This is a genomic window from Agrobacterium sp. 22-214-1, from assembly GCF_053522465.1.
The window spans coordinates 838904-861132 of sequence record NZ_JBNWCK010000001.1 but is presented as its reverse complement, the minus strand read 5'-3'; the positions used below and the strand labels follow the sequence as shown (position 1 = coordinate 861132).

Annotated in this window: 20 protein-coding genes and 1 pseudogene; 8 read left to right on the top strand and 13 right to left on the bottom strand. The window is 60.2% G+C overall.

Annotated elements, in window-relative coordinates; translation table 11 throughout:
* Positions 1 to 89 precede the first annotated feature (89 nt).
* Positions 90 to 746 (top strand): outer membrane protein, encoded by a 657-nt coding sequence (locus ACQZ5G_RS04350; RefSeq protein WP_448731783.1) that lies wholly within the window; start codon positions 90 to 92, stop codon positions 744 to 746.
* A 116-nt stretch (positions 747 to 862) separates the two neighbouring features.
* Here ACQZ5G_RS04350 and ACQZ5G_RS04345 read toward each other — a convergent pair whose 3' ends face one another.
* Together ACQZ5G_RS04345 and ACQZ5G_RS04340 are read right to left on the bottom strand one after the other, a co-directional pair.
* Complete coding sequence (locus ACQZ5G_RS04345) at positions 863 to 1459, bottom strand: glutathione S-transferase (RefSeq protein WP_059752466.1); 597 nt, start codon at positions 1457 to 1459, stop codon at positions 863 to 865.
* Positions 1460 to 1571: 112 nt separating this feature from the next.
* A complete protein-coding gene (locus tag ACQZ5G_RS04340) occupies positions 1572 to 2345 on the bottom strand; it encodes a ribonuclease T2 family protein (protein WP_448737572.1) in 774 nt (257 codons plus the stop codon).
* A gap of 206 nt (positions 2346 to 2551) precedes the next feature.
* On the opposite strand from ACQZ5G_RS04340, the gene ACQZ5G_RS04335 reads away from it, so the two are divergent.
* On the top strand, positions 2552 to 3499 hold the full coding sequence (locus ACQZ5G_RS04335; protein WP_003520764.1) for a lysylphosphatidylglycerol synthase domain-containing protein: 948 nt from the start codon (positions 2552 to 2554) through the stop codon (positions 3497 to 3499).
* A gap of 4 nt (positions 3500 to 3503) precedes the next feature.
* Here ACQZ5G_RS04335 and ACQZ5G_RS04330 read toward each other — a convergent pair whose 3' ends face one another.
* Positions 3504 to 4367, bottom strand: a complete 864-nt coding sequence (locus ACQZ5G_RS04330; RefSeq protein ID WP_448737573.1) for a 23S rRNA (adenine(2030)-N(6))-methyltransferase RlmJ — start codon at positions 4365 to 4367, stop codon at positions 3504 to 3506.
* A gap of 41 nt (positions 4368 to 4408) precedes the next feature.
* On the opposite strand from ACQZ5G_RS04330, the gene ACQZ5G_RS04325 reads away from it, so the two are divergent.
* Both ACQZ5G_RS04325 and ACQZ5G_RS04320 read left to right on the top strand, forming a co-directional pair.
* Positions 4409 to 6631, top strand: coding sequence for a molybdopterin-containing oxidoreductase family protein (locus ACQZ5G_RS04325; protein WP_448737574.1), 2223 nt, complete (start codon positions 4409 to 4411; stop codon positions 6629 to 6631).
* A 55-nt stretch (positions 6632 to 6686) separates the two neighbouring features.
* Entirely contained in the window at positions 6687 to 7310 is a 624-nt protein-coding gene (locus ACQZ5G_RS04320; protein ID WP_448737575.1) for an NUDIX domain-containing protein, read from the top strand.
* A 276-nt stretch (positions 7311 to 7586) separates the two neighbouring features.
* On the opposite strand, the gene ACQZ5G_RS04315 is transcribed toward ACQZ5G_RS04320, so the two are convergent.
* From ACQZ5G_RS04315 to ACQZ5G_RS04300, 4 genes are all read right to left on the bottom strand, one after another.
* Positions 7587 to 8522, bottom strand: coding sequence for an omptin family outer membrane protease (locus tag ACQZ5G_RS04315; protein ID WP_448737576.1), 936 nt, complete (start codon positions 8520 to 8522; stop codon positions 7587 to 7589).
* Between the two features lie 131 nt (positions 8523 to 8653).
* Positions 8654 to 9328 carry a phosphoribosylglycinamide formyltransferase gene (purN, locus tag ACQZ5G_RS04310; protein WP_448737577.1) on the bottom strand — a complete coding sequence of 225 codons (675 nt, stop codon included), beginning with the start codon at positions 9326 to 9328 and terminating at the stop codon, positions 8654 to 8656.
* Positions 9325 to 10398 (bottom strand): phosphoribosylformylglycinamidine cyclo-ligase, encoded by a 1074-nt coding sequence (gene purM, locus ACQZ5G_RS04305; protein ID WP_448737578.1) that lies wholly within the window; start codon positions 10396 to 10398, stop codon positions 9325 to 9327. Before purM ends, purN begins: the two co-directional genes overlap by 4 nt.
* 123 nt (positions 10399 to 10521) lie before the next feature.
* Positions 10522 to 11316, bottom strand: a complete 795-nt coding sequence (locus ACQZ5G_RS04300) for a class I SAM-dependent DNA methyltransferase (RefSeq protein ID WP_020811533.1) — start codon at positions 11314 to 11316, stop codon at positions 10522 to 10524.
* 243 nt (positions 11317 to 11559) lie between these two features.
* Between ACQZ5G_RS04300 and ACQZ5G_RS04295 the strand changes: the two genes are divergently transcribed.
* Genes ACQZ5G_RS04295 through ppx form a run of 4 tightly spaced genes read left to right on the top strand, consistent with a single transcriptional unit; the run spans position 11560 to position 17268 of the window.
* Positions 11560 to 12717, top strand: coding sequence for an AI-2E family transporter (locus tag ACQZ5G_RS04295; RefSeq protein WP_003520774.1), 1158 nt, complete (start codon positions 11560 to 11562; stop codon positions 12715 to 12717).
* A 2-nt stretch (positions 12718 to 12719) separates the two neighbouring features.
* Positions 12720 to 13448, top strand: a complete 729-nt coding sequence (gene hdaA, locus ACQZ5G_RS04290) for a DnaA regulatory inactivator HdaA (protein ID WP_448737579.1) — start codon at positions 12720 to 12722, stop codon at positions 13446 to 13448.
* Entirely contained in the window at positions 13445 to 15748 is a 2304-nt protein-coding gene (locus ACQZ5G_RS04285) for an RNA degradosome polyphosphate kinase (RefSeq protein ID WP_448737580.1), read from the top strand. The genes hdaA and ACQZ5G_RS04285 overlap by 4 nt, the downstream gene beginning before the upstream one ends.
* A complete protein-coding gene (gene ppx / locus ACQZ5G_RS04280; RefSeq protein WP_448737581.1) occupies positions 15745 to 17268 on the top strand; it encodes an exopolyphosphatase in 1524 nt (507 codons plus the stop codon). The genes ACQZ5G_RS04285 and ppx overlap by 4 nt, the downstream gene beginning before the upstream one ends.
* A 45-nt stretch (positions 17269 to 17313) precedes the next feature.
* Here the strand turns inward: ppx and ACQZ5G_RS04275 are convergent, their stop codons facing one another.
* The 6 genes and pseudogenes from ACQZ5G_RS04275 to ACQZ5G_RS04250 form a co-directional block, all read right to left on the bottom strand.
* Positions 17314 to 17946 carry a DapH/DapD/GlmU-related protein gene (locus tag ACQZ5G_RS04275; RefSeq protein ID WP_448737582.1) on the bottom strand — a complete coding sequence of 211 codons (633 nt, stop codon included), beginning with the start codon at positions 17944 to 17946 and terminating at the stop codon, positions 17314 to 17316.
* A 150-nt stretch (positions 17947 to 18096) separates the two neighbouring features.
* Positions 18097 to 18444: a hypothetical protein gene (locus ACQZ5G_RS04270; protein WP_448737583.1), complete on the bottom strand. Its 348-nt coding sequence runs from the start codon at positions 18442 to 18444 to the stop codon at positions 18097 to 18099.
* Between the two features lie 174 nt (positions 18445 to 18618).
* Positions 18619 to 18966 (bottom strand): YunG family protein, encoded by a 348-nt coding sequence (locus ACQZ5G_RS04265; RefSeq protein WP_020808978.1) that lies wholly within the window; start codon positions 18964 to 18966, stop codon positions 18619 to 18621.
* A gap of 240 nt (positions 18967 to 19206) precedes the next feature.
* A complete protein-coding gene (locus ACQZ5G_RS04260; RefSeq protein WP_448737584.1) occupies positions 19207 to 20565 on the bottom strand; it encodes an esterase-like activity of phytase family protein in 1359 nt (452 codons plus the stop codon).
* Between the two features lie 153 nt (positions 20566 to 20718).
* Positions 20719 to 21747 (bottom strand): adenylate/guanylate cyclase domain-containing protein, encoded by a 1029-nt coding sequence (locus tag ACQZ5G_RS04255; protein WP_174056621.1) that lies wholly within the window; start codon positions 21745 to 21747, stop codon positions 20719 to 20721.
* 210 nt (positions 21748 to 21957) lie between these two features.
* Positions 21958 to 22214 (bottom strand): annotated as a pseudogene (locus ACQZ5G_RS04250) (hypothetical protein); the annotation flags it as partial.
* Positions 22215 to 22229 lie beyond the last annotated feature (15 nt).

Here is a 22229-nt window from a genome sequence, read left to right as displayed (position 1 = left end):
GTTTCCAGAGGGGCGATTAACCCGACGAGTTTACACCGCGTCTGAGAACAATAGTTTTGAGTACAGAGCGGTCCTGAAAGGAGAATAGCATGCGTATTTTCGTAGCAACCCTTATGGCTTCGACCATGGCAGCCGCCGGCTTTTCGGCTGCTCACGCCGCTGACGCCGTAAATGAAGTGCCGCAGGCACCGGTTTCCTACGACCAGCCCGCGCCGGTCAAGGATTGGTCCGGCGCCTACCTCGGTGGTACGGTCAACTATGACTGGGGCCGTTTCAGCTCCAGCAACGACGGTCGTGACGCCAAGGGCGCTGGCGGCGGTCTCTACGGCGGTTACAACTGGCAGAACGGCCAGCTTGTTTACGGTGCGGAAGCCGACGTCAACCTCGGTGACGAGCGCGGTTCTGCCGGTACGGTTGCCGGCAACGCCATCGAAGGCAAGCAGGGCGTCAACGGCTCGCTGCGCGGCCGCGTTGGTTACGACATGAACCCGTTCCTGCTTTACGGTACGGCTGGTCTTGCTGTCTCCGACAACAAGGTACGTGATGCGACCTCCAAGGACAGCGCCACCGCTCTCGGTTACACCGTCGGTGCCGGTGTAGAAGCCATGGTGACCGATAACATCACCGCACGTCTGGAATATCGCTACAGCGACTACCAGAAGAAGGACTACGGTCTCGACTCCGGCGCGTTCTCGCGTGGTTTCGACGATCACTCGGTCAAGGCCGGTATCGGCGTCAAGTTCTGATCCTTTTCGGATCGGTTAAAGAAAAGCCGGGGTTTACGCCCCGGCTTTTTTGTTTTGCGGCATACCGCCGAAATAAATGCCCGGCGATCAGGCCGGGCATTGTTCTTTCGCTAACCTCAGGCGGCGGCCTTCATCTCCGCATAGGCTTCGAAACGCTTGCCGAAGGTTTCCGGCCAGCCGGCCAGCGCATCGCGCCCTTCGGCCCATTCGCCGGCGAAGCGCAGGTCGAGATAACCGATCATCGCGGCAAGGGCAAAATGGCCGCCATGCAGCTTCTTGCCGGTTTTCGGCAGGTTGGTGTTGAGATAATCAAGCCCGCGGACCACCTTGCTCCACTGCTTGTCGATCCATGGCTGGTGAATCTTGTCTTCCGGGCGGAAACGGCGCTCGTAAACGATGGCGAGCAGGCAATCCATGATGCCGTCGCACAGCGCCTCCAGAATTTCCACATCCGTGCGCTTGCCGTTCTTTTTCGGGTAGAGCTTGCCGCCCGAAAGACGGTCGAGATAATGCATGATCGCCACGCTGTCATAGACCGAGCCGCCTTCATCCAGAAGCAGGACCGGAATCTTGCCGAGCGGATTGTTGTCCATCAGCGTTGCGGGCTCGGCACTGGTATCGACACGCACGGAGGTAATGTCGATCCCGAGATGGCGCGCGGCCATACGGACCTTGGCGGAGTAGGGGGAGGCGGGCGAGTAGAGCAGTTCCATGGTCGTGTCCTGTGGGTTGTCGTCTGGGGACTGGATTAGTCAATAAAACTGCATAGCGGTTTTATGTCTGGAAAATGTGTAGAAGAGCGCAAAAGGGAACATTCGATGCGCTCTAGCGAATGGGGATGATTTCCGTGGCGTTGGCGCGGCAGCCCTTGCGGTCAAGCTCGGGGCAGTCGCGGAATGTCATGTCCCTGTTGAGGCAGATGCGCACTTCCTCAAGGCGCCTGCCGTCGCAGCTGATGGAGATGCCGCGTTTCGACAGGCCGGGATTGGCGTCGGTGAAGGCGGTTTCTATGGCGTCGGCTGAGAGAGTGGCGGCTTCGGCGCCCGAGGCGATCTTTCCCGGCAGCCGGATGGCTTCGAAGGCGGCCCGTGTCGCCGAGAAATAATCCCTCTGCGACAGGCCGGAGCAGGAGCCGTGCTTGCGCCACTGGTGGCCGATCAGGCCCATGGACGGCATGATGTCGAACATGGTGCGGCCGATCGCGTCCGGAACACGGTCGGGCTCGGCGCTCTGGCAGAATTCCGGATAGCCGTTTTCGTTCTGCGGCCACAGCCCATGCACCACGAAACCGTAACGCCTGTCGCTGCCGCATTGCTGGCGGTTGCCCGAGCCTTCGGAACTCGCGCAGAATGCCGGTGACCAGGAGAGCGACAGCACGTAAAAATCGAACCCGTTTCCGAGGGGCGCAGGGTTCTTGCCCGTCTCCTGTCGGGAAACGTCGCGCCCTGGGGCGGCCGGCCGGGAGTTGCCGGCGGCCTGCGATTGGGATTGCGTCTGCCGGTTGCCGGCGGGGCTGGTCGGAGCCGGATTTTCCCGCGCGAACCACAATGCGCCGAGCGACAGAAGGCCCAGGGCGATGAAACCGGCATAACGCTTCATTCCGTGTACGTTCTCCGGAAAATGGACGACCTCACATCGCTGGCGGGCGACGATCCGGTCTTACATCAACTTGTGAACGGGGCAAACCGCCAATCTTTGACGAAAAGGTTGAAAGCTTTGCCGCATAACGAATAAAGTCGAACGAATCTTCCGCAAAGACGGAACAGGGCTGGGGTGGGCTGGAGGAAATAGGCGGGCATGACCGCATGAAATTCAAGAAATATATCTGGCCCGTCGTTGGCTTCGCGACGATCGGTTTTTCCGCATGGTTGCTCTTTCACGAACTGCGCGGCCTGTCGCTCGATGATCTCTGGGACAGTCTGAAAGCCATTCGCGTGCGGGACTGGCTGTGTTCGGGCCTTGCAACATTGCTGGCCTATGCCGCGCTCGCCGGTTACGACCGCATCGCGTTGCAGCATCTTGGCCGCAAAGTGAACTGGTTCTTCATCACGCTCACCTCTTTCACCACCTATGCGCTGTCCCACAATGTCGGGGCCTCGGTATTCTCTGGCGCCGTTGTGCGATATCGTGCCTATACGTCCAAGGGGCTGAGTGTGGCGGAAGTGGGCGTCCTCGTCGGCCTCTGCTCCTTCACCTTCCTCATCGGCACGATCATGCTCATCGGGCTGGTGCTGCTTTACGAGCCTGACATCACCGAACGGTTTACCGGCATTCTGCCCGTCGAAGCCTCCACCACCACAGGCGTGCTGCTGCTCCTTTTCGTCGGCCTTTATATTCTTGGCAGCCTGCTCAGGCTGAAACCCCTGAAAATCGGTTCCTTCGTGCTGCCGTACCCCGCGCCGAAGCTTGTTGCGCAGCAACTCGTCATCGGCCCGATCGAGCTGATCGGCGCGGCGGGCATCATCTATTTCGCGCTGCCGGAAGCCGGAAATCCCGGTTATATGGTCATTCTCGGCATATTTCTGGTTTCCTTCTCGGCGGCGCTCATCTCGCATGCGCCGGGCGGCCTGGGGGTGCTGGAGCTGGTTTTCGTCACCGGCCTGCCGGACATGAACCCGGCGGATGTCATCGCGGCGCTTCTGGTCTTCAGGCTGTTCTACCTCATCATTCCCTTCATCATGGCCCTGTTCGTGATCCTGTTCTTCGAACGGTCACAGCTTGCGCAGGCGCAGAGGCGGGAAGGGCTGAGATAGCCCCTCAAATCTCTTCCGATTTTTCCTCGCCGCGCAGCCAGAAGGCGCGCTGCGAGGCGAACCTGTCCTGGGCCAGCGCTGTCTTCAGGTAGGGCAGCAGCGTGTGCAACTCGTCCTTCAGCGTATAGGGCGGATTGACGATGATGAGGCCGGAGCCGCTCAGGCCATCCAGCCGGTCGCTTCTGACGGAAAGCTCCGCGCACAGCATCTTCGAAATGTCGAAGGATTGCAGCCGCTCGTGGAAATCCTTGATCGGTGCGCCTTTCTTCAAGGGATACCACAGGCAATAGGTGCCGGTGGAAAAACGCCGATAGGCCTTGTTCAAGCCATCGGCCAGACGCTGATATTCATTCTCAAGCTCGAAAGGCGGATCGACGAGGATCAGGCCACGCTTTTCCTTCGGCGGCAGATGCGCGCCGAGCGACAGCCAGCCATCCAGCTCGGTGACACGTACCTGGTAATCCCCCTCGAACAGGCGTGCAAGCGCCCGGCTGTCATCCGGGTGCAGTTCCATGGCCGAAAGCCGGTCCTGCGGGCGAAACAGCATGCGCGCTAGTTTCGGTGAGCCGGGATAGAATTTCACGCCACCTTCCGGATTGAGTTCCTTCACGGCATCAAGATAAGGCTCAAGCAGTTCGGCGATGGGGGCGGGCAGATCGGCCTCCATCAGCTTGCCGATACCGGTCTGCCATTCGCCGGTCTTCTGCGCCTCTTCCGAGGTCAGGTCGTAAAGCCCGATGCCGGCATGGGTGTCCAGTACGCGAAAGGCCTTGTCCTTGTTCTGCAGGTAACGCACGAGGCGGGCGAGAACGGTATGTTTGAGGACATCCGCGAAATTGCCGGCGTGATAGATGTGGCGGTAGTTCATGGATGTGTCTCGCTTGCCGTTTATCCGGATGAATGGTCAGGATGAATATTCTTGATGGACGTCACTTCGGCCTTTTTGCCGCATCGTTGATGCAATATACAAAAGACATGAACGTTGCGACCCCGATTTCCGCTGAAAAAGCCGCCCCGAAGTCCGAAGTCCGTATCGGACACACGGTCTGCCCGCATGACTGTCCGAGCGCCTGCGCGCTCGAGGTCGACATCAATGCCGATGGCCGCATCGGCCGCGTCCGCGGTGCGAATGCCAATACTTACACCGCCGGCGTGATCTGCGCCAAGGTGGCGCGTTACTCCGAACGCATTTATCATCCCGGCCGTCTTCTGACCCCGAAGCGCCGCAGGGGTGCGAAGGGCGCCGGCGACTGGCAGGAGATTTCCTGGGAAGCGGCTCTGGACGAGGTGGCGGACGCTTTCGTCAAGGCCGAGGCGCGGCATGGTGCCGAAGCCATCTGGCCCTATTTCTATGCCGGCACCATGGGGCAGGTGCAGCGGGATTCCATCGAGCGGCTGCGCCACGCCAAGAAATATTCCGGCTTCTTCGGTTCGATCTGCACCAACATGGCCTGGACCGGTTATGTGATGGGCACCGGCGCACTGCGCGGCCCGGATCCGCGCGAGATCGCCAAGGCCGATGTCGTCGTCATCTGGGGCACCAATGCGGTCGCCACCCAGGTCAATGTCATGACCCATGCGGTGAAAGCCCGCAAGGAACGCGGCGCGAAGATCGTCGTCGTCGATATCTACGACAATCCGACCATGAAGCAGGCGGATATGCGCCTCATCGTCCGCCCCGGCACGGATGCCGCACTTGCCTGCGCCGTCATGCACATCGCCTTCCGCGACGGTTACGCCGACCGTGATTATATGGCGCGCTTTGCCGACGATCCGGCGGGGCTCGAGGCGCATCTGAAGACGAAGACGCCGCAATGGGCATCCGAAATCACCGGCCTTTCCGTCGACGAAATCGAGGATTTCGCAAGGCTGGTCGGTGCCACCAAGAAGACCTTCTTCCGGCTCGGATATGGTTTTGCCCGCCAGCGCAACGGCGCGGTCGCCATGCATGCGGCGCTTTCCATCGCCACGGTTCTCGGTTCCTGGCAATATGAGGGCGGCGGCGCGTTCCACAATAATGGCGACATCTTCCGGCTCAACAAGGCGGAGTTGATGGGCAGTTCTTACGCCGACCCCGAGGTGCGCCAGCTCGACCAGTCGCAGATCGGCCGTGTGCTGACGGGGGACGCCGAGGCGCTGCGCCACGGCGGCCCGGTGACGGCGCTGCTCATCCAGAACACCAATCCCGTCAATGTCGCGCCCGAACAGCGGCTGGTGAAACAGGGCTTCCTGCGCGACGATCTTTTTGTCGCCGTGCATGAGCAGTTCATGACCGAGACGGCCGATGTGGCCGATATCGTGCTGCCTGCCACCATGTTCCTCGAACATGACGACATCTACCGCGCCGGCGGCCAGAACCACATTCTGCTTGGGCCCAAACTGGTGGAGCCGCCGGAAACGGTGCGTACCAATCTCTTCGTCATCGAGGAACTGGCAAAACGCCTCGGCGTCGACCATATGCCGGGCTTCGGCCTTTCGGCCCGCGATCATGTCGACCGTATGCTCAAAGTCAGCGGCTGGGGCGATTTCGACACGCTGGCTGAAGAGAAGTGGATCGATGCGCAGCCGTCCTTCGAGGTGGCGCATTATCTCGAAGGATTCGGTTACGGCGATGGTAAATTCCGCTTCAGCCCCGAATGGGCGACTGGACCGTCTCCGAACAAGCCGCCGAAAAATATCGGTGTGATGGGGCCTGTTGCACAATTTCCGAAATTCCCGGATCAGGTCGACGTCATCGAGACCGCGGACGGTGACCATCCCTTCCGGCTGGCGACATCGCCAGCGCGCAACTTCCTGAACTCCACCTTCGCGGAAACCAAGACCTCCGTGCAGAAGGAAGGCCGTCCGGAATTGATGATCTGTCCCGAGGATGCGAGCGGCAACGGCATTGCCGATGGCGACATCGTCCGCATCGGCAATGCGCGCGGCGAAGTGCGCCTCCATGCGAAAATCGTGGAGGGTGCAAGACCGGGTGTGCTGATCGCCGAAGGGCTGTGGCCAAACAGGGCGCATCTGGATGGCGAAGGCATCAATGTGCTGACCGGCGCCGATGCGGTCGCCCCCTATGGCGGTGCGGCTTTTCACGACAACAAGGTGTGGCTCCGCCGCGATGACGGGACCCGCGAGGCTTGATATTGCGCCGCAACACGGGCAGGCTGAAATCCCACGACAGGCAAGGATATATCCGGTGACACAGACGCAGGCGAAAAACATTCCGGCCGACACGGATGCGGGCAGAATCCGGCTGGTGGAAAAAGAAACCGTCTGGAAGGGCTTCGTGCATATGCAGAAGCTCGTTTTCGACCAGCGCATGCCGGATGGCAAAACCATCCGCATCGTCCGGGAAGTCCACGACCATGGCAGCGCCGCCGCCATTCTTCTTTATGACCCGAAGCGCGACAGCGTGGTGATGGTGCGCCAGTTCCGCCCCGCCGCCTTCGTGAACGGCGATCAAAGCTTCATGATCGAGGTGCCGGCGGGGCTTCTCGACGACGACGACGCGGCCGTCGCCATTCGCCGTGAGGCGATGGAAGAATCCGGCTACGCCGTCGAAAAGGTCGACTATCTCTTCGATATGTATGCCAGCCCCGGCACGCTGACGGAAAAGGTCAGCCTCTTCGTTGCCCGCATCGATCTTGACGTGCAGGCCGGCAGCGGTGGCGGACTGGAGGACGAAGGCGAGGATCTGGAGGTTCTGACCTACCGGCTGGACGAAGCCTTCGCGATGATCGCATCGGGTGAAATCACCGATTCCAAGACGATCATTCTGCTGCAATGGGCGATGTTAAATCGCGCCGGACTCGCAAGGTGACGGTCAAGGCCTTCGTAGTGGACGCGGTTACTTGCGCTCTACATTTTTCCATTTAGTGACCTGATCCGCGGTTGCTTGTTTTCGTTGTGCCCGCTCTTTCCTTATCTGGGCGATGAGACTTCGCCGGGCTTGGGAATGAATTGTCTTCACAACACGCACGGCGACCTCCTTTCCAAGTATGATATAATTGCAGCTCAGCCTCGCCTATATTTTTACGAGAATAGGAGAGGAGTTGGCTTGGTCACTGGGCTTATTACCACGAATGGCACTGCCGAATCAAAACCTGCCTCTCACACCCATCCCCACGAAAATCGACTGCAAGTCACCGCCGCCGGCATTCTTTTCCGAAGACAGGTTTCCGGCGCCTGCGCCGCTGTAGTGGGTGTCTCCGCGCCCGAGGCTGGTATAGTCATATGCGCCGTCGAGATAGATCGAGGCACTCTCGGTCAGGTCATAGGCGACGCCAGCCTTCACCCCGAACATGCCGGCGACGTCGAATTTGTCGGTAAAGCGCATGTCGCGCAGCCAGTGATCGTCCGTCGCCTTGCCGTAGACCATGGCGCCGCCTTCGAGCCCCAGATTGAGCGACCAGTTGCCGAACCTCTGGCCGCCCGTCAGGTTGCCGTAGAAAACCGGGATTTGCTGGCGATAGGTGATCCCCTTGAGGCCATCCTTGAATTTGCCGGAGAAATCGCGGGGGGAGAAAACGCTGTAAACGGCGTTGCCGCCATAAGCCGACCATTGAACATCCGTATAACGAAAACCCACACCGGCGCTGAGATATTGCTGCGGATCGTCCAGCAACATGCGATTGAGTTCGAGGCTTCCCGAAAAATAATGGTCGAGCCGCGTGTCGTCATGCTGGGAACGGTGGCTCCAATTGTCCTTCGAGCTATCTCTGGAAAAAGGCCAAACCCAGTCATAGTCGGTCATGTAGCCGTCGCCCTCGAAGCCGACGCGGCCTTCCGCCTTCACGCGCCAGCCGGGCGCAAGTTCAAGCCCGAGCGAGCCGCGCAATGCCACGGCGTTTTTGGTTTCCCATTCGAGTTCGCTCAGCTTGCGCCCACCGATATGGACGGTTTCCGTCGCGCGGAGATTGAGAACGCCAGCATCCACTGAGGCTGTAATGCCGCTTTGCTCAGCCGCGACGGGCAGGCTGGCGCCCGCCAGCAGAACAGCCGAAAGCGGCAGGGAAAATCTCGACAATGGCATAATCGCTCCTGAATGACCGGAGGGCCCGAAATAAGGGCCGTTGCGGGCATTAAAGATGATTATGGTAAACGATCGGTTTATTTTCCGAAAAATACCATTATGAGTGTTTTTGTACTTTATTTATAGCTTTATCAGGAGGCGGAGATGAGGTTGGAATACTCAGTTTTACTTTCGTCATCCGTGGAGACCGCCTTGCCGTCTTCCATTCGAACCTTGCCTTCGGCAAGCCGCTTCAGGGTGAGCGGGTAGAGCTGGTGCTCGACTGTCAGGATCCGCGCCGCCAGAGTTTCGGCCGTATCGCCGGAAATGACCGGCACCGCACCCTGCGCGATGGTCGGACCTTCATCCATGCCTTCGGTCACGAAATGGACAGTGCAGCCGGAAATCTTCATGCCGCTGTCGATGGCGCGCTGATGGGTGTTGAGGCCGGGGAAAAGCGGCAGCAGGGAAGGGTGGATATTGATGATGCGCCCTTCATAGGGAGCAATGAAATCCCCCGATATCAGCCGCATGTAACCGGCGAGACAAATGATATCGGGCGCGATTTCACCAAGTGCGGCCAGAATGGCGCCCTCATGCTCGGCCTTGCTGGCATAGGTCTTGCGCTCGAACACCAGCGTGGGAATGCCCATGCCCCGTGCCTTTTCCAGCCCGCCCGCAGACGCCCTGTCCGAGATGACGCAGACGATTTCCGCCGGAAAATCCGCCGCCTGACAGGCCTTGGCCAGCGACACCATGTTGGAGCCGCTGCCGGAAATGAAAACGACGACGCGTTTGCGGCCGGACGGGAAGGCGGCGCTCATCATAGGCCGAGAGCGCCCTTATAGATGGTGCCATGCGCGCCTTCTTCGCGGGCGACCATGCGGCCGAGCGGGAAGACGGTCTCGCCTTCGGCGGTCAGAACCTCGGTGACCTTTTCGGCATTTTCAGCCGAAACGACGACGATCATGCCGACGCCGCAATTGAAGGTGCGCAGCATTTCCTTCGCTTCGACGCCGCCGGTTTTCGCCAGCCACGAGAAGACGGCGGGAACCTTGATCGCGTCGAGATCGATTTCGGCAGCGAGATGCTTGGGCAGAACGCGCGGAATATTCTCCGGGAAACCGCCGCCGGTAATATGCGCCAGCGCCTTCAGCGCGCCGGTCTCGCGGATCGCCTTCAAAAGCGGCTTCACATAGATGCGGGTCGGCGTCAGCAGCGCTTCGCCGAGCTTCTTGCCATCCGCGAAGGGGGCAGGCGCGCTCCAGTCGAGACCGGAGATCGACACGATCTTGCGCACCAGCGAAAAGCCGTTGGAGTGAACGCCGGAAGAGGAGAGGCCGAGAATGACGTCGCCTTCGGCAATATCGCCGGCCGGCAGAAGCTGGCCGCGTTCGGCCGCGCCCACGGCAAAGCCCGCGAGATCGTAATCGCCATCGGAATACATGCCGGGCATTTCAGCGGTTTCGCCGCCGATCAGCGCACAGCCGGATTCGCGGCAGCCGGCGGCAATGCCGGAAACGATCGCCGCACCCTGGTCGGGGTCGAGTTTGCCGGTAGCGAAATAATCGAGGAAGAACAGCGGTTCTGCGCCCTGGACGACGAGATCGTTGACGCACATGGCGACCAGATCGATGCCGACGGTGTCGTGATAGTCAGCATCGATGGCGATCTTCAGCTTGGTGCCGACGCCGTCATTGGCGGCCACCAGAACCGGATCGGTGAAGCCCGCGGCTTTCAGATCGAACAGGCCGCCGAAGCCGCCGATTTCGCCATCCGCGCCGGGACGCCGCGTCGAACGCACCGCCGGTTTGATCTTTTCGACCATCAGGTTGCCGGCGTCGATATCCACACCTGCATCACTATAGGTAAGACCGTTCTTGCCCGACTGGCTCATGGCTCTCGTCTCCGCTGGTTCCTTTGGCGTCGCCATTCGCACGGGACGGGGCCTGATGCAAGGGTTTGAGTGGCAAAAGCTCCGGTTTTTAACGGCTTTGGCGGGGCTAGCCGGATTGGGTGCTCACGATGGCTGCGGCGCGGCGCGACAGACGAGATTGAGCAGGCCGTCATTGGACGTATCGGAATTTTCCTCTATCGGCCGTCCGTTCTCGCCATAACGTGCGGCGATCTCGAAGCCCGCCGCTTCCAGCTGGCGGGTCTGGGCAGCAAGGTCGATGAAATAAAACAGGCCGCTCCAGCGATGCGCCTGATCCGCGAGAATGGCATATTCCGGCGTCCGCCGCGTCGAAGGCTGCAGTCGCAGATAGTTGATCCAGCTTTGCGGATGCAGCGAATTCACCACCTCGCGCGGGTGCCAGGAGCGGCGGTGCAGCGGCATACCGCCGGCCCGTTTCCATTGGCGATTGTGAAACGAAAATATGAAATATCCGCCGGGTGCGAGAATGCTTCGCACGGCATGGATGATGGCAAGCCGGTCCTCATGGTCGAAGGCGCTTAGAATCGCGAGCGCGCCGAGCACGCAATCGAAACGCTCCGCGCCGAACTGGCCGATTGCCCGCACATCCATGTCGAGAAACGTGGCGGCTGGAAAATTGCGCCGCGCCAGCGCAAGCATCGGCTGCGAACGGTCGATGCCGATATAGTCTCCCACCAGCGGCAGAAGCGGCTTCGTCGTTCGGCCGGTGCCGACGCCAAGGTCAAGCAGCCGCTTGCCCGCATAGGCATGGCGGAACTGGTCGAGAATGATGCGTTCGGCCGGGTAAAGCTGCTGGTTGTCATACCATTCGGCAACTTCGGGATTATCGAAGAGACCGGCATTATATTCCGCGATGCCATTTTCACTGGTGCTCTGCATCGTGCCCCCCGGCCGCCGGACATGAAGGAGCGCCGCTGGCTCGCCCGGCAATATTTGATAGTTGTCTAATATTTACCGTCGGTCAACCTGCCGTTGCGAGTGGTTGGCCGGAAATGAGGGATTTTGCCGCTGTGCGGGCAGTCTCCTTCTGCCCACGCGCGAAAGCGCCGGTCTTGACCATGTGCATATGCGCATCCTATCTCCATCATGGGCGGTGACGGTGCGGCGATAAAGGATGAACGGATGCAACCCCATGTAAGCGGTACGAGCCTGCGCCGGCAGGTTTTTTTCTGGATCGGCGTGCTTGCCGTCTTTGTCCTTTTCCTGATGGTCTTCAGCTCCATTCTCCTGCCTTTCGTGGCGGGCATGGCGCTTGCCTATTTTCTCGACCCGGTTGCCGACTGGCTGGAACGGCGCGGCTTGAGCCGGTTGATGGCCACCGTCGTCATCCTCGTCTCCTTCGTGCTGCTCTTCGCGCTGTCGCTCATCATCATCATCCCGCTGATCGTCGCCCAGGCCTCGGAATTCATCACGCGCATCCCGCAATATATCTCGTCATTGCAGCAGCTGATTGCCGGCGCCGACACCAATCTCCTGCCGGACTGGGTCAGCAGCCAGATCGACGCCGTGAAGGAGAATTTTTCGAAGCTTTTGACCGAAGGCGCCGGTTTCATCGGCACGCTTTTGACGCAGATATGGAATTCCGGCAAATCGCTGGTCGATGTCATGTCGCTGCTGGTCGTCACGCCGGTGGTCGCCTTCTATCTGCTGCTCGACTGGGACCGGATGATCGACAAGGTCGACAGCTGGATACCGCGCGATTATGTCCATACCGTCCGCCAGATCGCCCGCGACATGGATAAGACCATTGCCGGTTTCGTGCGCGGGCAGGGGTCGCTCTGCATCATTCTCGGCGTTTATTACGCCGTCGGCCTGTCGCTGGTGGGTTTGAATTTCGGCCTGCTGATCGGCCTTTTCTCAGGGCTCATCAGCTTCATTCCCTATATCGGCTCCATGGTCGGCCTCATCCTCGCCGTCGGCGTCGCCATCGTGCAGTTCTGGCCGGATTACATCTATGTGTTTCTGACGCTCGTTGTGTTCTTTTCCGGCCAGTTCATCGAAGGCAACATCCTGCAGCCGAAGCTTGTCGGCAAAAGCGTCGGCCTGCATCCGGTCTGGCTGATGTTCGCCCTTTTCGCCTTCGGTGCGCTTTTCGGTTTCGTCGGGCTTCTCGTCGCGGTGCCGGCGGCGGCGGCGGTCGGCGTGCTTGTCCGCTTCGCCTTGTCGCGGTATCTTGAAAGCGATCTTTACCACGGGCATGCCGCCAACCTTCCCTGGGACACAAACCCTGCCCTGGAAGAAGGGGAAACGTCCTCCGGCAAGGTTGACTCTCAGAGCTGACGATGACTGACCAAATCAAAACCGACAACGCCCGGTCGAAGGCCGAGCAGCTGCCGCTCGCATTTTCGCACCAGTCCGCTTCCGGCAGGGATGATCTCCTCGTCTCCGCCTCGCTTGCGGCTGCCGTCAGCCTCATCGATGAATGGCCGAACTGGCGCTCGCCCATCGTCGTGCTGGCCGGGCCGCCGGGTTCGGGAAAATCGCATCTCGCCAATATCTGGAAAAATATCAGCGACGCGCGCGACATTCACCCCGAGACGGGCTCCGATGCCGCGCGTGCGGCCGAAACGGGACCTGTTCTTTTCGAGGACGCCGACCGGCGCGGTTTTGACGAGACCGAACTCTTCCATGTCATCAACAGCGTACGCCAGCACGGCACCACGCTTTTGATGACGAGCCGCCAATGGCCGGCCGCATGGCCGGTGACGCTGCCCGATCTGCGCTCGCGCCTCAAAGCCGTAACGGTGGTGGAAACCGGCGAGCCGGACGAGGGGCTGCTGGCGCAGGTGCTGGTGAAACTCTTCGCCGACCGGCAGCTTTACATGGATGACAAACTCATAGGTTACATCGTCAATAGAATGGAGCGTTCACTCGATACGGCGCAGACGATCGTGGACCGTATCGACCGGCTGGCGCTTTCGCGTGGAACGAGAATTACACGTCCTCTGGTGGCGGAGGTCCTCAATGCGATGGACAACGCAGCGGCGGGCAGCGGACTGGATGTCGATTGACTGTCACAGTTCCGTCGTCAAACTGTTATACGGGCAAGAAGGACGATCGCGCGATGCAGCAGGATCACGGGACGGAAATCGGTCAGGGGATGGAACAGGGAATGGACGCTATCGCGCAGGAAGACTTCAATAAGGTTCAGCCGGTGACCGAAGGCGAGAGCCTGTGGGACAGCCCGGCGCGTTTCATCAACCGCGAATTCTCCTGGCTCCAGTTCAACCGCCGCGTTCTCGAAGAAACGCTGAACACGGATCATCCGCTGCTGGAGCGGCTGCGCTTCCTCTCCATTTCGGCCGCCAACCTCGATGAATTCTTCATGGTCCGCGTTGCCGGCCTCGAAGGGCAGGTGCGCCAGAAGATCACCGTCAAGACGCCGGACGGCAAGACGCCGGCCGAGCAGCTCGAAGATATTCTGAAGGAAATCGACAATCTGCAGATGGAGCAGCAGGCCTCGCTCGCCGTTCTGCAACAATATCTCGCCAAGGAAGAAATCTTCATCGTGCGCCCCGCCGCACTTTCGGATGCGGACCGCACCTGGCTGGAAACGGAGTTCGAGGAACGCATGTTCCCCGTTCTGACGCCGCTCTCCATCGACCCGGCGCATCCGTTCCCCTTCATTCCCAATCTGGGCTTTTCCATGGGCCTGCAGCTCGACAGCGTCAACGGCCGCGAGCCGATGACGGCGCTCTTGCGCCTGCCGCCCGCGCTCGACCGTTTCGTGCGCCTGCCTGACGAAAAGAACGCCATCCGCTACATCACGCTTGAAGATGTGGTCGGCCTGTTCATCCACCGGCTCTATCCCGGTTACACCGTGCGCGGTTCCGGCACGTTCCGCATCATCCGCGACAGCGATATCGAGGTGGAGGAAGAGGCGGAAGATCTGGTCCGTTTCTTCGAAAGCGCGCTGAAGCGCCGCCGCCGCGGTTCCGTCATCCGCATCGAGACCGACAGCGAAATGCCGCAGTCGCTCAGGCAATTCGTGGTGCACGAGCTTGGCGTGCCGGATAATCGCGTCGCCGTTCTGCCCGGCCTTCTCGCGCTCAACACCATCTCGGAAATCGTCCGCGCGCCGCGCGACGACCTGAAATTTGAGCCCTATAACGCCCGTTTCCCCGAGCGTGTGCGCGAACATGCCGGCGATTGCCTCGCCGCCATCCGCGAAAAGGACATGGTGGTTCACCACCCCTATGAAAGCTTCGACGTGGTCGTGCAGTTCCTGCTGCAGGCGGCGCGCGATCCCGAAGTGCTCGCCATCAAGCAGACGCTTTACCGCACCTCCAATGACAGCCCGATCGTTCGCGCGCTGATCGATGCGGCGGAAGCCGGTAAATCCGTCACCGCGCTGGTGGAACTTAAAGCGCGTTTCGATGAAGAGGCGAACATCCGCTGGGCGCGCGATCTGGAGCGGGCCGGCGTGCAGGTCGTCTTCGGCTTCATCGAACTCAAGACCCACGCCAAGATGTCGATGGTGGTGCGCCGCGAGGACGGCAAGCTCAGAACCTATTGCCACCTCGGCACCGGCAACTATCACCCGATCACCGCCAAGATTTACACCGACCTGTCCTTCTTTACCTGCAACCCGAAGATCGCCCACGACATGGCGAATATCTTTAACTTCATCACGGGTTACGGCGAGCCGGAAGAGGGCATGAAGCTCGCCATTTCGCCCTATACGCTGCGCGCACGCATCGTAAAGCACATCAATGAAGAGATCGAGCACGCCAAGCGCGGTGCGCCGGCGGCGATCTGGATGAAGATGAATTCGCTGGTCGATCCTGAAATCATCGATACGCTCTACCGCGCCAGTGCGGCGGGCGTGGAGGTCGATCTCGTCGTGCGCGGCATCTGCTGCCTGCGCCCGCAGGTCCCGGGCCTGTCCGACAATATCCGCGTCAAATCCATTGTCGGACGCTTCCTCGAACACAGCCGCATCTTCTGCTTCGGCAATGGTTTCGGCCTGCCGTCGGACAAGGCGCTGGTCTATATCGGCTCGGCCGACATGATGCCGCGCAACCTTGATCGGCGCGTGGAAACGCTGGTTCCGCTCACCAATCCCACCGTGCATGAGCAGGTTCTTTCACAGATTATGCTGGGCAATCTCATTGACAACCAGCAGAGCTACGAGATACTTGCGGACGGAACGTCGAGGCGCATCGAGGTGCGTAAAGGCGAAGAACCGTTCAACGCGCAGCACTATTTCATGACCAATCCCAGCCTTTCCGGACGTGGTGAAGCCTTGAAATCCAGTGCGCCCAAATTGATTGCCGGGTTGATTTCGTCCCGCAAGAAACAGGCTGAATGACTCGATCAGAAGCACAGGGGCGGCTGACCGGCCTTGCCCCCGTTTCCGTCATAGATATTGGTTCGAACTCCGTTCGTCTCGTCGTATATGAAGGTCTTTCCCGCGCGCCTGCGGTGCTGTTCAATGAAAAGGTCCTGTGCGGCCTTGGCAAGGGACTGGCGCTGACGGGCCGCATGCATGAGGAAGGCGTGAGCCGGGCGCTGATGGCGCTTCGGCGTTTTCATGTCCTTTCCGAGCAGGCACAGGCGCAGAAGCTCTATGTGCTGGCGACGGCTGCGGCGCGTGAGGCGGAAAACGGCCCGGATTTCATCCGCGAGGCCGAAGCCATTCTCGGCTGCGAGATCGAGGTGCTGTCAGGCGAAAAGGAAGCGCTTTATTCCGCCTATGGCGTGATCAGCGGTTTCCATGATCCAGACGGCATCGCCGGTGACCTCGGCGGCGGTTCGCTCGAACTCATCGACATCAAGGGCAAGAGCTGCGGCGAGGGCATCACCCTGCCGCTCGGCGGCCTGCGGCTGTCGGAGCAGTCGGACGGCTCGCTGGAAAAAGCGGCGACGATTGCCAGAAAACACGTCAAATCCTTCGCGAAGCTTCTGGCGGCGGGTGAGGGGCGCACCTTTTACGCGGTGGGTGGCACCTGGCGAAACATCGCCAAGCTGCATATGGAGATATCGGGCTATCCGCTGCATATGATGCAGGGCTATGAATTGCCGCTGGAGGAAATGCTGAATTTTCTCGAGGAGGTCATCGTCTCCCGGGATAGCAAGGACCCGGCCTGGCAGGCGGTCTCCAAGAACCGCCGCTCGCTTCTGCCCTTCGGCGCCATCGCCATGCGCGAAGTTCTGAAAATGATGAAGCCGGCCAGGATCGCCTTTTCGGCGCAGGGCGTGCGCGAAGGTTATCTCTATTCGCTGTTGACGGAACAAGAGCGGGATTCCGATCCGCTGCTGGTTGCCGCCGATGAACTTGCCATTCTGCGCGCCCGCTCGCCGGAACATGCGCGCGAACTGGCGGACTGGAGCGGCCGCACCTTCCCGGTCTTCGGCGTTGACGAGACCGAAGAGGAGAGCCGTTACCGGCAGGCGGCCTGCCTTCTCGCCGATATCAGCTGGCGCGCCCATCCCGATTATCGCGGATTGCAGGCGCTCAACATCATCGCCCACTCTTCTTTCGTGGCGATCACCCATCCCGGCCGCGCCTATATTGCGCTCGCCAATTATTATCGCTTCGAAGGTCTAAACGATAACGGCACCACACAGCCGCTCGCCGCCATGGCGGGCGACCGGTTGCAGGAGCTTGGCAAATTGCTCGGCGGCCTGCTGCGCGTCGTCTATCTCTTCTCGGCTTCGATGCCGGGCGTCGTCGACCACCTCAAATTCCGCAAATCCGGCAATCCCGATCTCGATCTGGAATTTGTCGTGCCGCACGATTATTGCGATTTCGCCGGCGAGCGACTGGATGGCCGCCTGCAGCAATTGGCGAAGCTGACGGGCAAGCGGCTGGCATTCGTGTTCGAGTAACGAACGGCGCGTTTCTGTTTCGCGACAGGACGGTTCTTGCGTCCGCTAGGACCAGCGCTCGCAAAAGGCTTCTATGTCGCTCGACTGAAAGTCGGAAAGCCGCGCCATGATCGTTTCGAATGGCCAGTCCCACCATGCGATTGACGCGAGCTTTTCCGCGACGGATCGCGAAAATCGTTCGCGAATGATCTTCGCGGGAACGCCGCCGACGATGGTGTAGGGCGGCACATCTTTGGTGACGACCGCGCCGGCGGCGAGCACTGCCCCGTCTCCAACCGTGACACCCGGCAAGACGATAACCCCGTGACCGATCCAGACATCGTGACCGATGACGGCGCGGTCCTCCCTGCGCCGGTCGAAAAAGGCGTCATCGCGCGCGGCATCCGCAGAATAATATTCAGGGCAATAGCTGAAACGGTGCATGGATGGCCTGTCCATCGGATGGTTCGGAGCGCCTATCCTGACCTCTGCGGCGATGGCGCAGAATTTTCCGATCGTTGCATCGCCCACCATGCAACGGGGTCCAAGATAGGAGTAATTGCCGAGGTCGGCATTGTGCAGGGAGGTGTCAGCCAGAATTTCGCAGCATTCGCCGATATTGGAATCTCTTATGCTCGCCGTCGCATGGATGACGGTCTCTGCGATTTTCGGGCGCTTGATCTGTACGGTCGAATCCATTCCAGCCTCCGGATTTGCGCCTGCTTAACCGGCGATGATGAAGGTGCTGTGACGTGGAATGGCCATAGGGGCCGGGCCGGGCCTCCTTTCTAAAACGCAGATCACGCGCGATACCGCGTGACGCGAAATCCTGTCGTCACTCGGAATGTGTCACTTGCCGGGGACATCCGCCGCGGCAGGCGTTTTCTTCCAGTAGTGATCGGATATGTTTTGCGCGTTCCGAATGATGTGGCCGGCAATTTCGGGGTCTCCGCCCTCGAAGGTTTTCGGGTCGGCTCCGCATAACATCAGGAAGAGCTGCTGATGGGCGACAGCGGCAAAATAGTCGTGGGGCGGCGGCTGCATGTCTGAATCGACGGCCCGGAATGCCTCAGTGACCTCTTTGCTGGCACCTTCGAGCGCTGCGTGAATGGTAGCCATCATCGCTGCTTCCCTACGCTCCACTATGGCCTGTACCTGCCGTTCCGCCGGTGTCAGGACCGGGCAACTCTCACTCATCGAATATCTCTCCTGTCGGTGCAACCATTCCATCGGGCGATATTATCGCAAGGATTGTGTCCGCTTTGCGGGAAAGATTGACATCGTGGTCTTGAAACGCAACACCCTGGCTGGCCACCGTGCCGCGATGCGCGGATCGAAACGGCAATGGGCTGGCACTGCTTTGCAAATGGCTCAGCCGTGCCCGAGCGCCTTGCGGATGCAGGCGCTGAGATAGGCATATTGCAGCGGCGTTATCGTCGCCATGGCTTCGGTGCGGCTGGCAAGCCTGTCCTGATAGCCGACCGGAATATCGAATTGGCTGAAGGTGAAATCCCAGCGGGTGCCTTCGACGATATTGTAAAAATGGTCGGTACCGCTGACAGCGGTTTTGGCAAGCTCTCCGCCGAAAATATCCTGCACCACCAGCGCGGTGACGCTGCCTTGGCCCTTGGCGGGGTTTTCGCGCGACCAGAGGCCGCTCGTCTCGCCCGACCAGCTTTTCTTCAGGGCGTAATAAAGTCTTTCTGCATGGTCCTGCATGAAACGTCTTCTTTTCCGCAAGCATGTTTCGGTTAAAGCATTTCCAGCGAAAGTGCGCTCGGTTTTGTGTCCGGAAATGCGTAAAAACAAAGAGTTAGAGCAATGAAGGTGAACCGGTGCTTACCGGAATTGCTCTAGCTCTGGAAAACCGGAACGGAGCGCCATGCAGACATCTGTGTCTGCCGGGCGCTCCGTCCGGATCATTCGCGGCCGTCAAAGCAAGTGACAGCAGCCGTGGTCTTACTTCGCCTCGAGCAGGTCCTTGACGTCCAGCAGAACGAATTCGTTGTCGTCAGCCTTGTCCAGCGCACGGCCGGCCGAAAAGGGCAGGTTGTTGTCGTTGCCGACGACGATATGGGTGGCATCGACGCGGTCGACATTCTCGATGGTGACGAAAGGCATGTCGTAATAGCCGTTGCCGCCGCCCTGACGCTTCTTGTTATCCGGGTCGGAAATCTTCATCAGGTCGATATAGCCGATCTTGCGGGCGGCCTTGCCGACATTGGCGTCGTTGAATTCGATCTTGTAGATGCGCTTCAGCTTGGCAGCGCGGGCGAAGCAGTCCGCAGCCGGAGCCTTGGGGTCGGCGCAGGCCTTGTCGGCCGTCCCGGCACCGTTGTCGCGCTCGATGACGAGGGCGGTGGTGTCATCCAGCATGTTGAAGTCGCCGATTGCCTCGCCGCCTTCCGCCAGCGGATAAAGCCAACTGCGGCCGGTCCACGCCTTCTTTGCGGTGTCGAGTTCGATGATGCGCAGCGCGGTCGCGCCGTCTTCGGTTTTTTCCACCTGACCGTCGGCCATGTAGAGCGGGCCTTCCAGCAGGCCGTAGAGCTTCGAGCCGTCCTTGGAGAGCGCCATGCCCTCATAACCGCCGGAACGCTTCAGGTTGAAAGCCGGCATTTTCTGTGTCGGGTTGCCGGGCAGGGCAAGAGCCGGATGGTCGGCAGATTTCACTTCGATGTCGCCGGCCTTGGTCGAGATCACGTCGGTCAGCTTGCCGTCGCGGGTGAATTTCAGGATGTAGGGGCCGAATTCCTCGCCGACCCAGAAACCGTCAGCGACCGGCTGAATGGATTCGACGTCGAAATCCGCGCCCGTCAGGTAACGCTTGCTCGAGCCTTCCAGAACGATGGGGAAGGGCGCCTTCATGTCGGGATCGGAGAGGAACACGGTTTCAAGCGCGTTGACCTTGCCGGCGTCCCAGTCGAACTTCAGATGGTGAAGCATCAGCATGGCGTCGCTGGAATTGAGCTTGGAACCGAAACCGTTGTCGGAAAGGCTCCAGAAGCTGCCGTCCGGCATCGCCCGGATGCCGGAAAAGCCCTGCATCGGCTGGCCGTTGAACGGCATGGAAAGGCCGGTCAGGCGCACGCCGTCCTTGCCGGGCACGGTGCCGAGGCCCTCGGCGCGCTTGCGGTCGGCCGTGGTGAATTTGGCGGAGGTCTTGAGGTGCTCCGGCGCGTCGGCAGGTGCGGCGATCATGGTGTTGGCAGGCAGAATGGCGTGCGAAACGAGCTTTGCCGGAAATTCCTTTTCCGCTGCATGCGCCGCCGCGGCGAGCGCGAGAACCGCGAAAGGTGCGAAAAGAATGTGCTTCATGATGGAGACCCCTCTCAATACCTGTTGAAGACAGGATTGACGCGATAGGGTCGTCGCATGACAGGCAGGTGATTGCCGTTTGAAGCTTTGATGAATTTTGATGACGGCCATCGCCGGCAGATGGGCCGCACGGCTTTTTGCCGTCGATGGCCCTTATGCGGCGGGCGCCTGATATTGGCTGAGCGTGCAGACGCCCAGCGTCTGGCCACGGCCTTTGACGGCATGTTCGCCCAGATATTCGCTGCGCACGCCCTTCGGAAGCACCAGCTGATGGGCAAGGTCAGCGGAAATCAGCACCGGGTGGCCGAGCATCTTGCTCAACGATTCGAGCCGCGAGGTTGTGTTCACCGTATCGCCGAAATAGGTGATCTTGTGATGGTCGACGCCGATTTCCGCGGTGATGACCGGCCCGCCATGAATGGCGAAGCGCAGGCGCGGCACCTCGCCGAAGCGGGAAAGCCACATGTCGCGGGTGGTTTCGATGGCCGCCTGAATATCGAAAACGCAGCGCACGCAGGCCGCCCGCCTTATCGCCATGTGATAGGGCCAGGTGATGATGGCGGCGTCGCCGATATAGTCGTCGATGACGCCGCCGTGTTTTCTGACCGGTGCGGCATAACTTGCAAAAATTTCGCCGAGAAATTCCTGGGCCTTCAGGTCGCCATGGGTTTCGGCGAAGGAGGTGGAGCCGACGAGATCGATAAAGATGAAGACGCGGTCTTCGCTGACCGGCCGGCGATAACGCCCCAGGATGAGGTCGATGAAGATATCGCGGCCGAGAAGCTCGCGCACCCGCATGATGAAGACGATGATGCCGCAGACGATCAGCGTGAAGATCAGCGTTTGCACCTCGGCATGGACGGCGCGTTTCCAGGTGCCGGGAAATATCCCGCTCAACCACAGGATCGTGCCGCCAAGCCCGAAGCCGCAAAAGACGAGGATGGCGTAGATGACGAGGCCGACGGCGATATAGGCCGGTGTCGGCAGGGCGCTCACCTGCCGCGACAGGCCGGGCATGATGTAACCGCGCTCGAAGGCGAGGATGGGTGCGCAGGCAAACAGCGCATAGGTCGCGCCGATCAATGCACCGCCGCCATATTCCAGAAAGGCGTAGGCCACGCCGCTGCCGGCCACGGCAACGAAGAGCACCACGTAATCCAGAATGGGCAGCAATTTTCTCATGTCGGTTCTTGGGTCTCGGGAAGGGAAGGCTTTGGTCTCGGGAAAGAAGGGCAGGCCGCTCCCTTCGGGCGAAGCTTCTGTTCAGGTCATATGCGACATTAATGTGGAAAAAGCGCCGCAAAAAGTGAGCAATCGGTAAGGTTGCATGAAGGATTGGTAAGGCTGTTGCGCCGTTGCCGCAAAATCGGCGTTGCCGCCGTTATACGCCTGATAGGATGTTCTGTAATAGACGGTTTCAAGCGGGGATTGCGGCCGGTCTTCCGGCGAGCGGTTCGACCATTTGACGGGGAAGGCGGAAAAACGCAGCCAATTGCCGTCGATCCAGGCCCGGTCGCACAGGGTGTCTCCCTTGCGGGCGAAGGTGATGGCGGCGCAGGTGCGGCCGTCAACGTCGAAGGGAATGTTCTCCCTCAGCCGCTCAAGCCGCAGCCCATGCCTTTCGGGTCGCGATTATAGCGGTCGACGACGTCACCGTTGGGGTG

Excerpts from the sequence above, each read along its gene's own strand:
- ACQZ5G_RS04350 (WP_448731783.1), top strand. The coding sequence starts at position 90 with ATGCGTATTTTCGTAGCAACCCTTATGGCTTCGACCATGGCAGCCGCC.
- ACQZ5G_RS04345 (WP_059752466.1), bottom strand. The coding sequence starts at position 1,459 with ATGGAACTGCTCTACTCGCCCGCCTCCCCCTACTCCGCCAAGGTCCGT.
- ACQZ5G_RS04340 (WP_448737572.1), bottom strand. The coding sequence starts at position 2,345 with ATGAAGCGTTATGCCGGTTTCATCGCCCTGGGCCTTCTGTCGCTCGGC.
- ACQZ5G_RS04335 (WP_003520764.1), top strand. The coding sequence starts at position 2,552 with ATGAAATTCAAGAAATATATCTGGCCCGTCGTTGGCTTCGCGACGATC.
- ACQZ5G_RS04330 (WP_448737573.1), bottom strand. The coding sequence starts at position 4,367 with ATGAACTACCGCCACATCTATCACGCCGGCAATTTCGCGGATGTCCTC.
- ACQZ5G_RS04325 (WP_448737574.1), top strand. The coding sequence starts at position 4,409 with ATGAATATTCTTGATGGACGTCACTTCGGCCTTTTTGCCGCATCGTTG.
- ACQZ5G_RS04315 (WP_448737576.1), bottom strand. The coding sequence starts at position 8,522 with ATGCCATTGTCGAGATTTTCCCTGCCGCTTTCGGCTGTTCTGCTGGCG.
- purN (WP_448737577.1), bottom strand. The coding sequence starts at position 9,328 with ATGATGAGCGCCGCCTTCCCGTCCGGCCGCAAACGCGTCGTCGTTTTC.
- purM (WP_448737578.1), bottom strand. The coding sequence starts at position 10,398 with ATGAGCCAGTCGGGCAAGAACGGTCTTACCTATAGTGATGCAGGTGTG.
- ACQZ5G_RS04300 (WP_020811533.1), bottom strand. The coding sequence starts at position 11,316 with ATGCAGAGCACCAGTGAAAATGGCATCGCGGAATATAATGCCGGTCTC.
- ACQZ5G_RS04295 (WP_003520774.1), top strand. The coding sequence starts at position 11,560 with ATGCAACCCCATGTAAGCGGTACGAGCCTGCGCCGGCAGGTTTTTTTC.
- hdaA (WP_448737579.1), top strand. The coding sequence starts at position 12,720 with ATGACTGACCAAATCAAAACCGACAACGCCCGGTCGAAGGCCGAGCAG.
- ppx (WP_448737581.1), top strand. The coding sequence starts at position 15,745 with ATGACTCGATCAGAAGCACAGGGGCGGCTGACCGGCCTTGCCCCCGTT.
- ACQZ5G_RS04275 (WP_448737582.1), bottom strand. The coding sequence starts at position 17,946 with ATGGATTCGACCGTACAGATCAAGCGCCCGAAAATCGCAGAGACCGTC.
- ACQZ5G_RS04270 (WP_448737583.1), bottom strand. The coding sequence starts at position 18,444 with ATGAGTGAGAGTTGCCCGGTCCTGACACCGGCGGAACGGCAGGTACAG.
- ACQZ5G_RS04265 (WP_020808978.1), bottom strand. The coding sequence starts at position 18,966 with ATGCAGGACCATGCAGAAAGACTTTATTACGCCCTGAAGAAAAGCTGG.
- ACQZ5G_RS04260 (WP_448737584.1), bottom strand. The coding sequence starts at position 20,565 with ATGAAGCACATTCTTTTCGCACCTTTCGCGGTTCTCGCGCTCGCCGCG.
- ACQZ5G_RS04255 (WP_174056621.1), bottom strand. The coding sequence starts at position 21,747 with ATGAGAAAATTGCTGCCCATTCTGGATTACGTGGTGCTCTTCGTTGCC.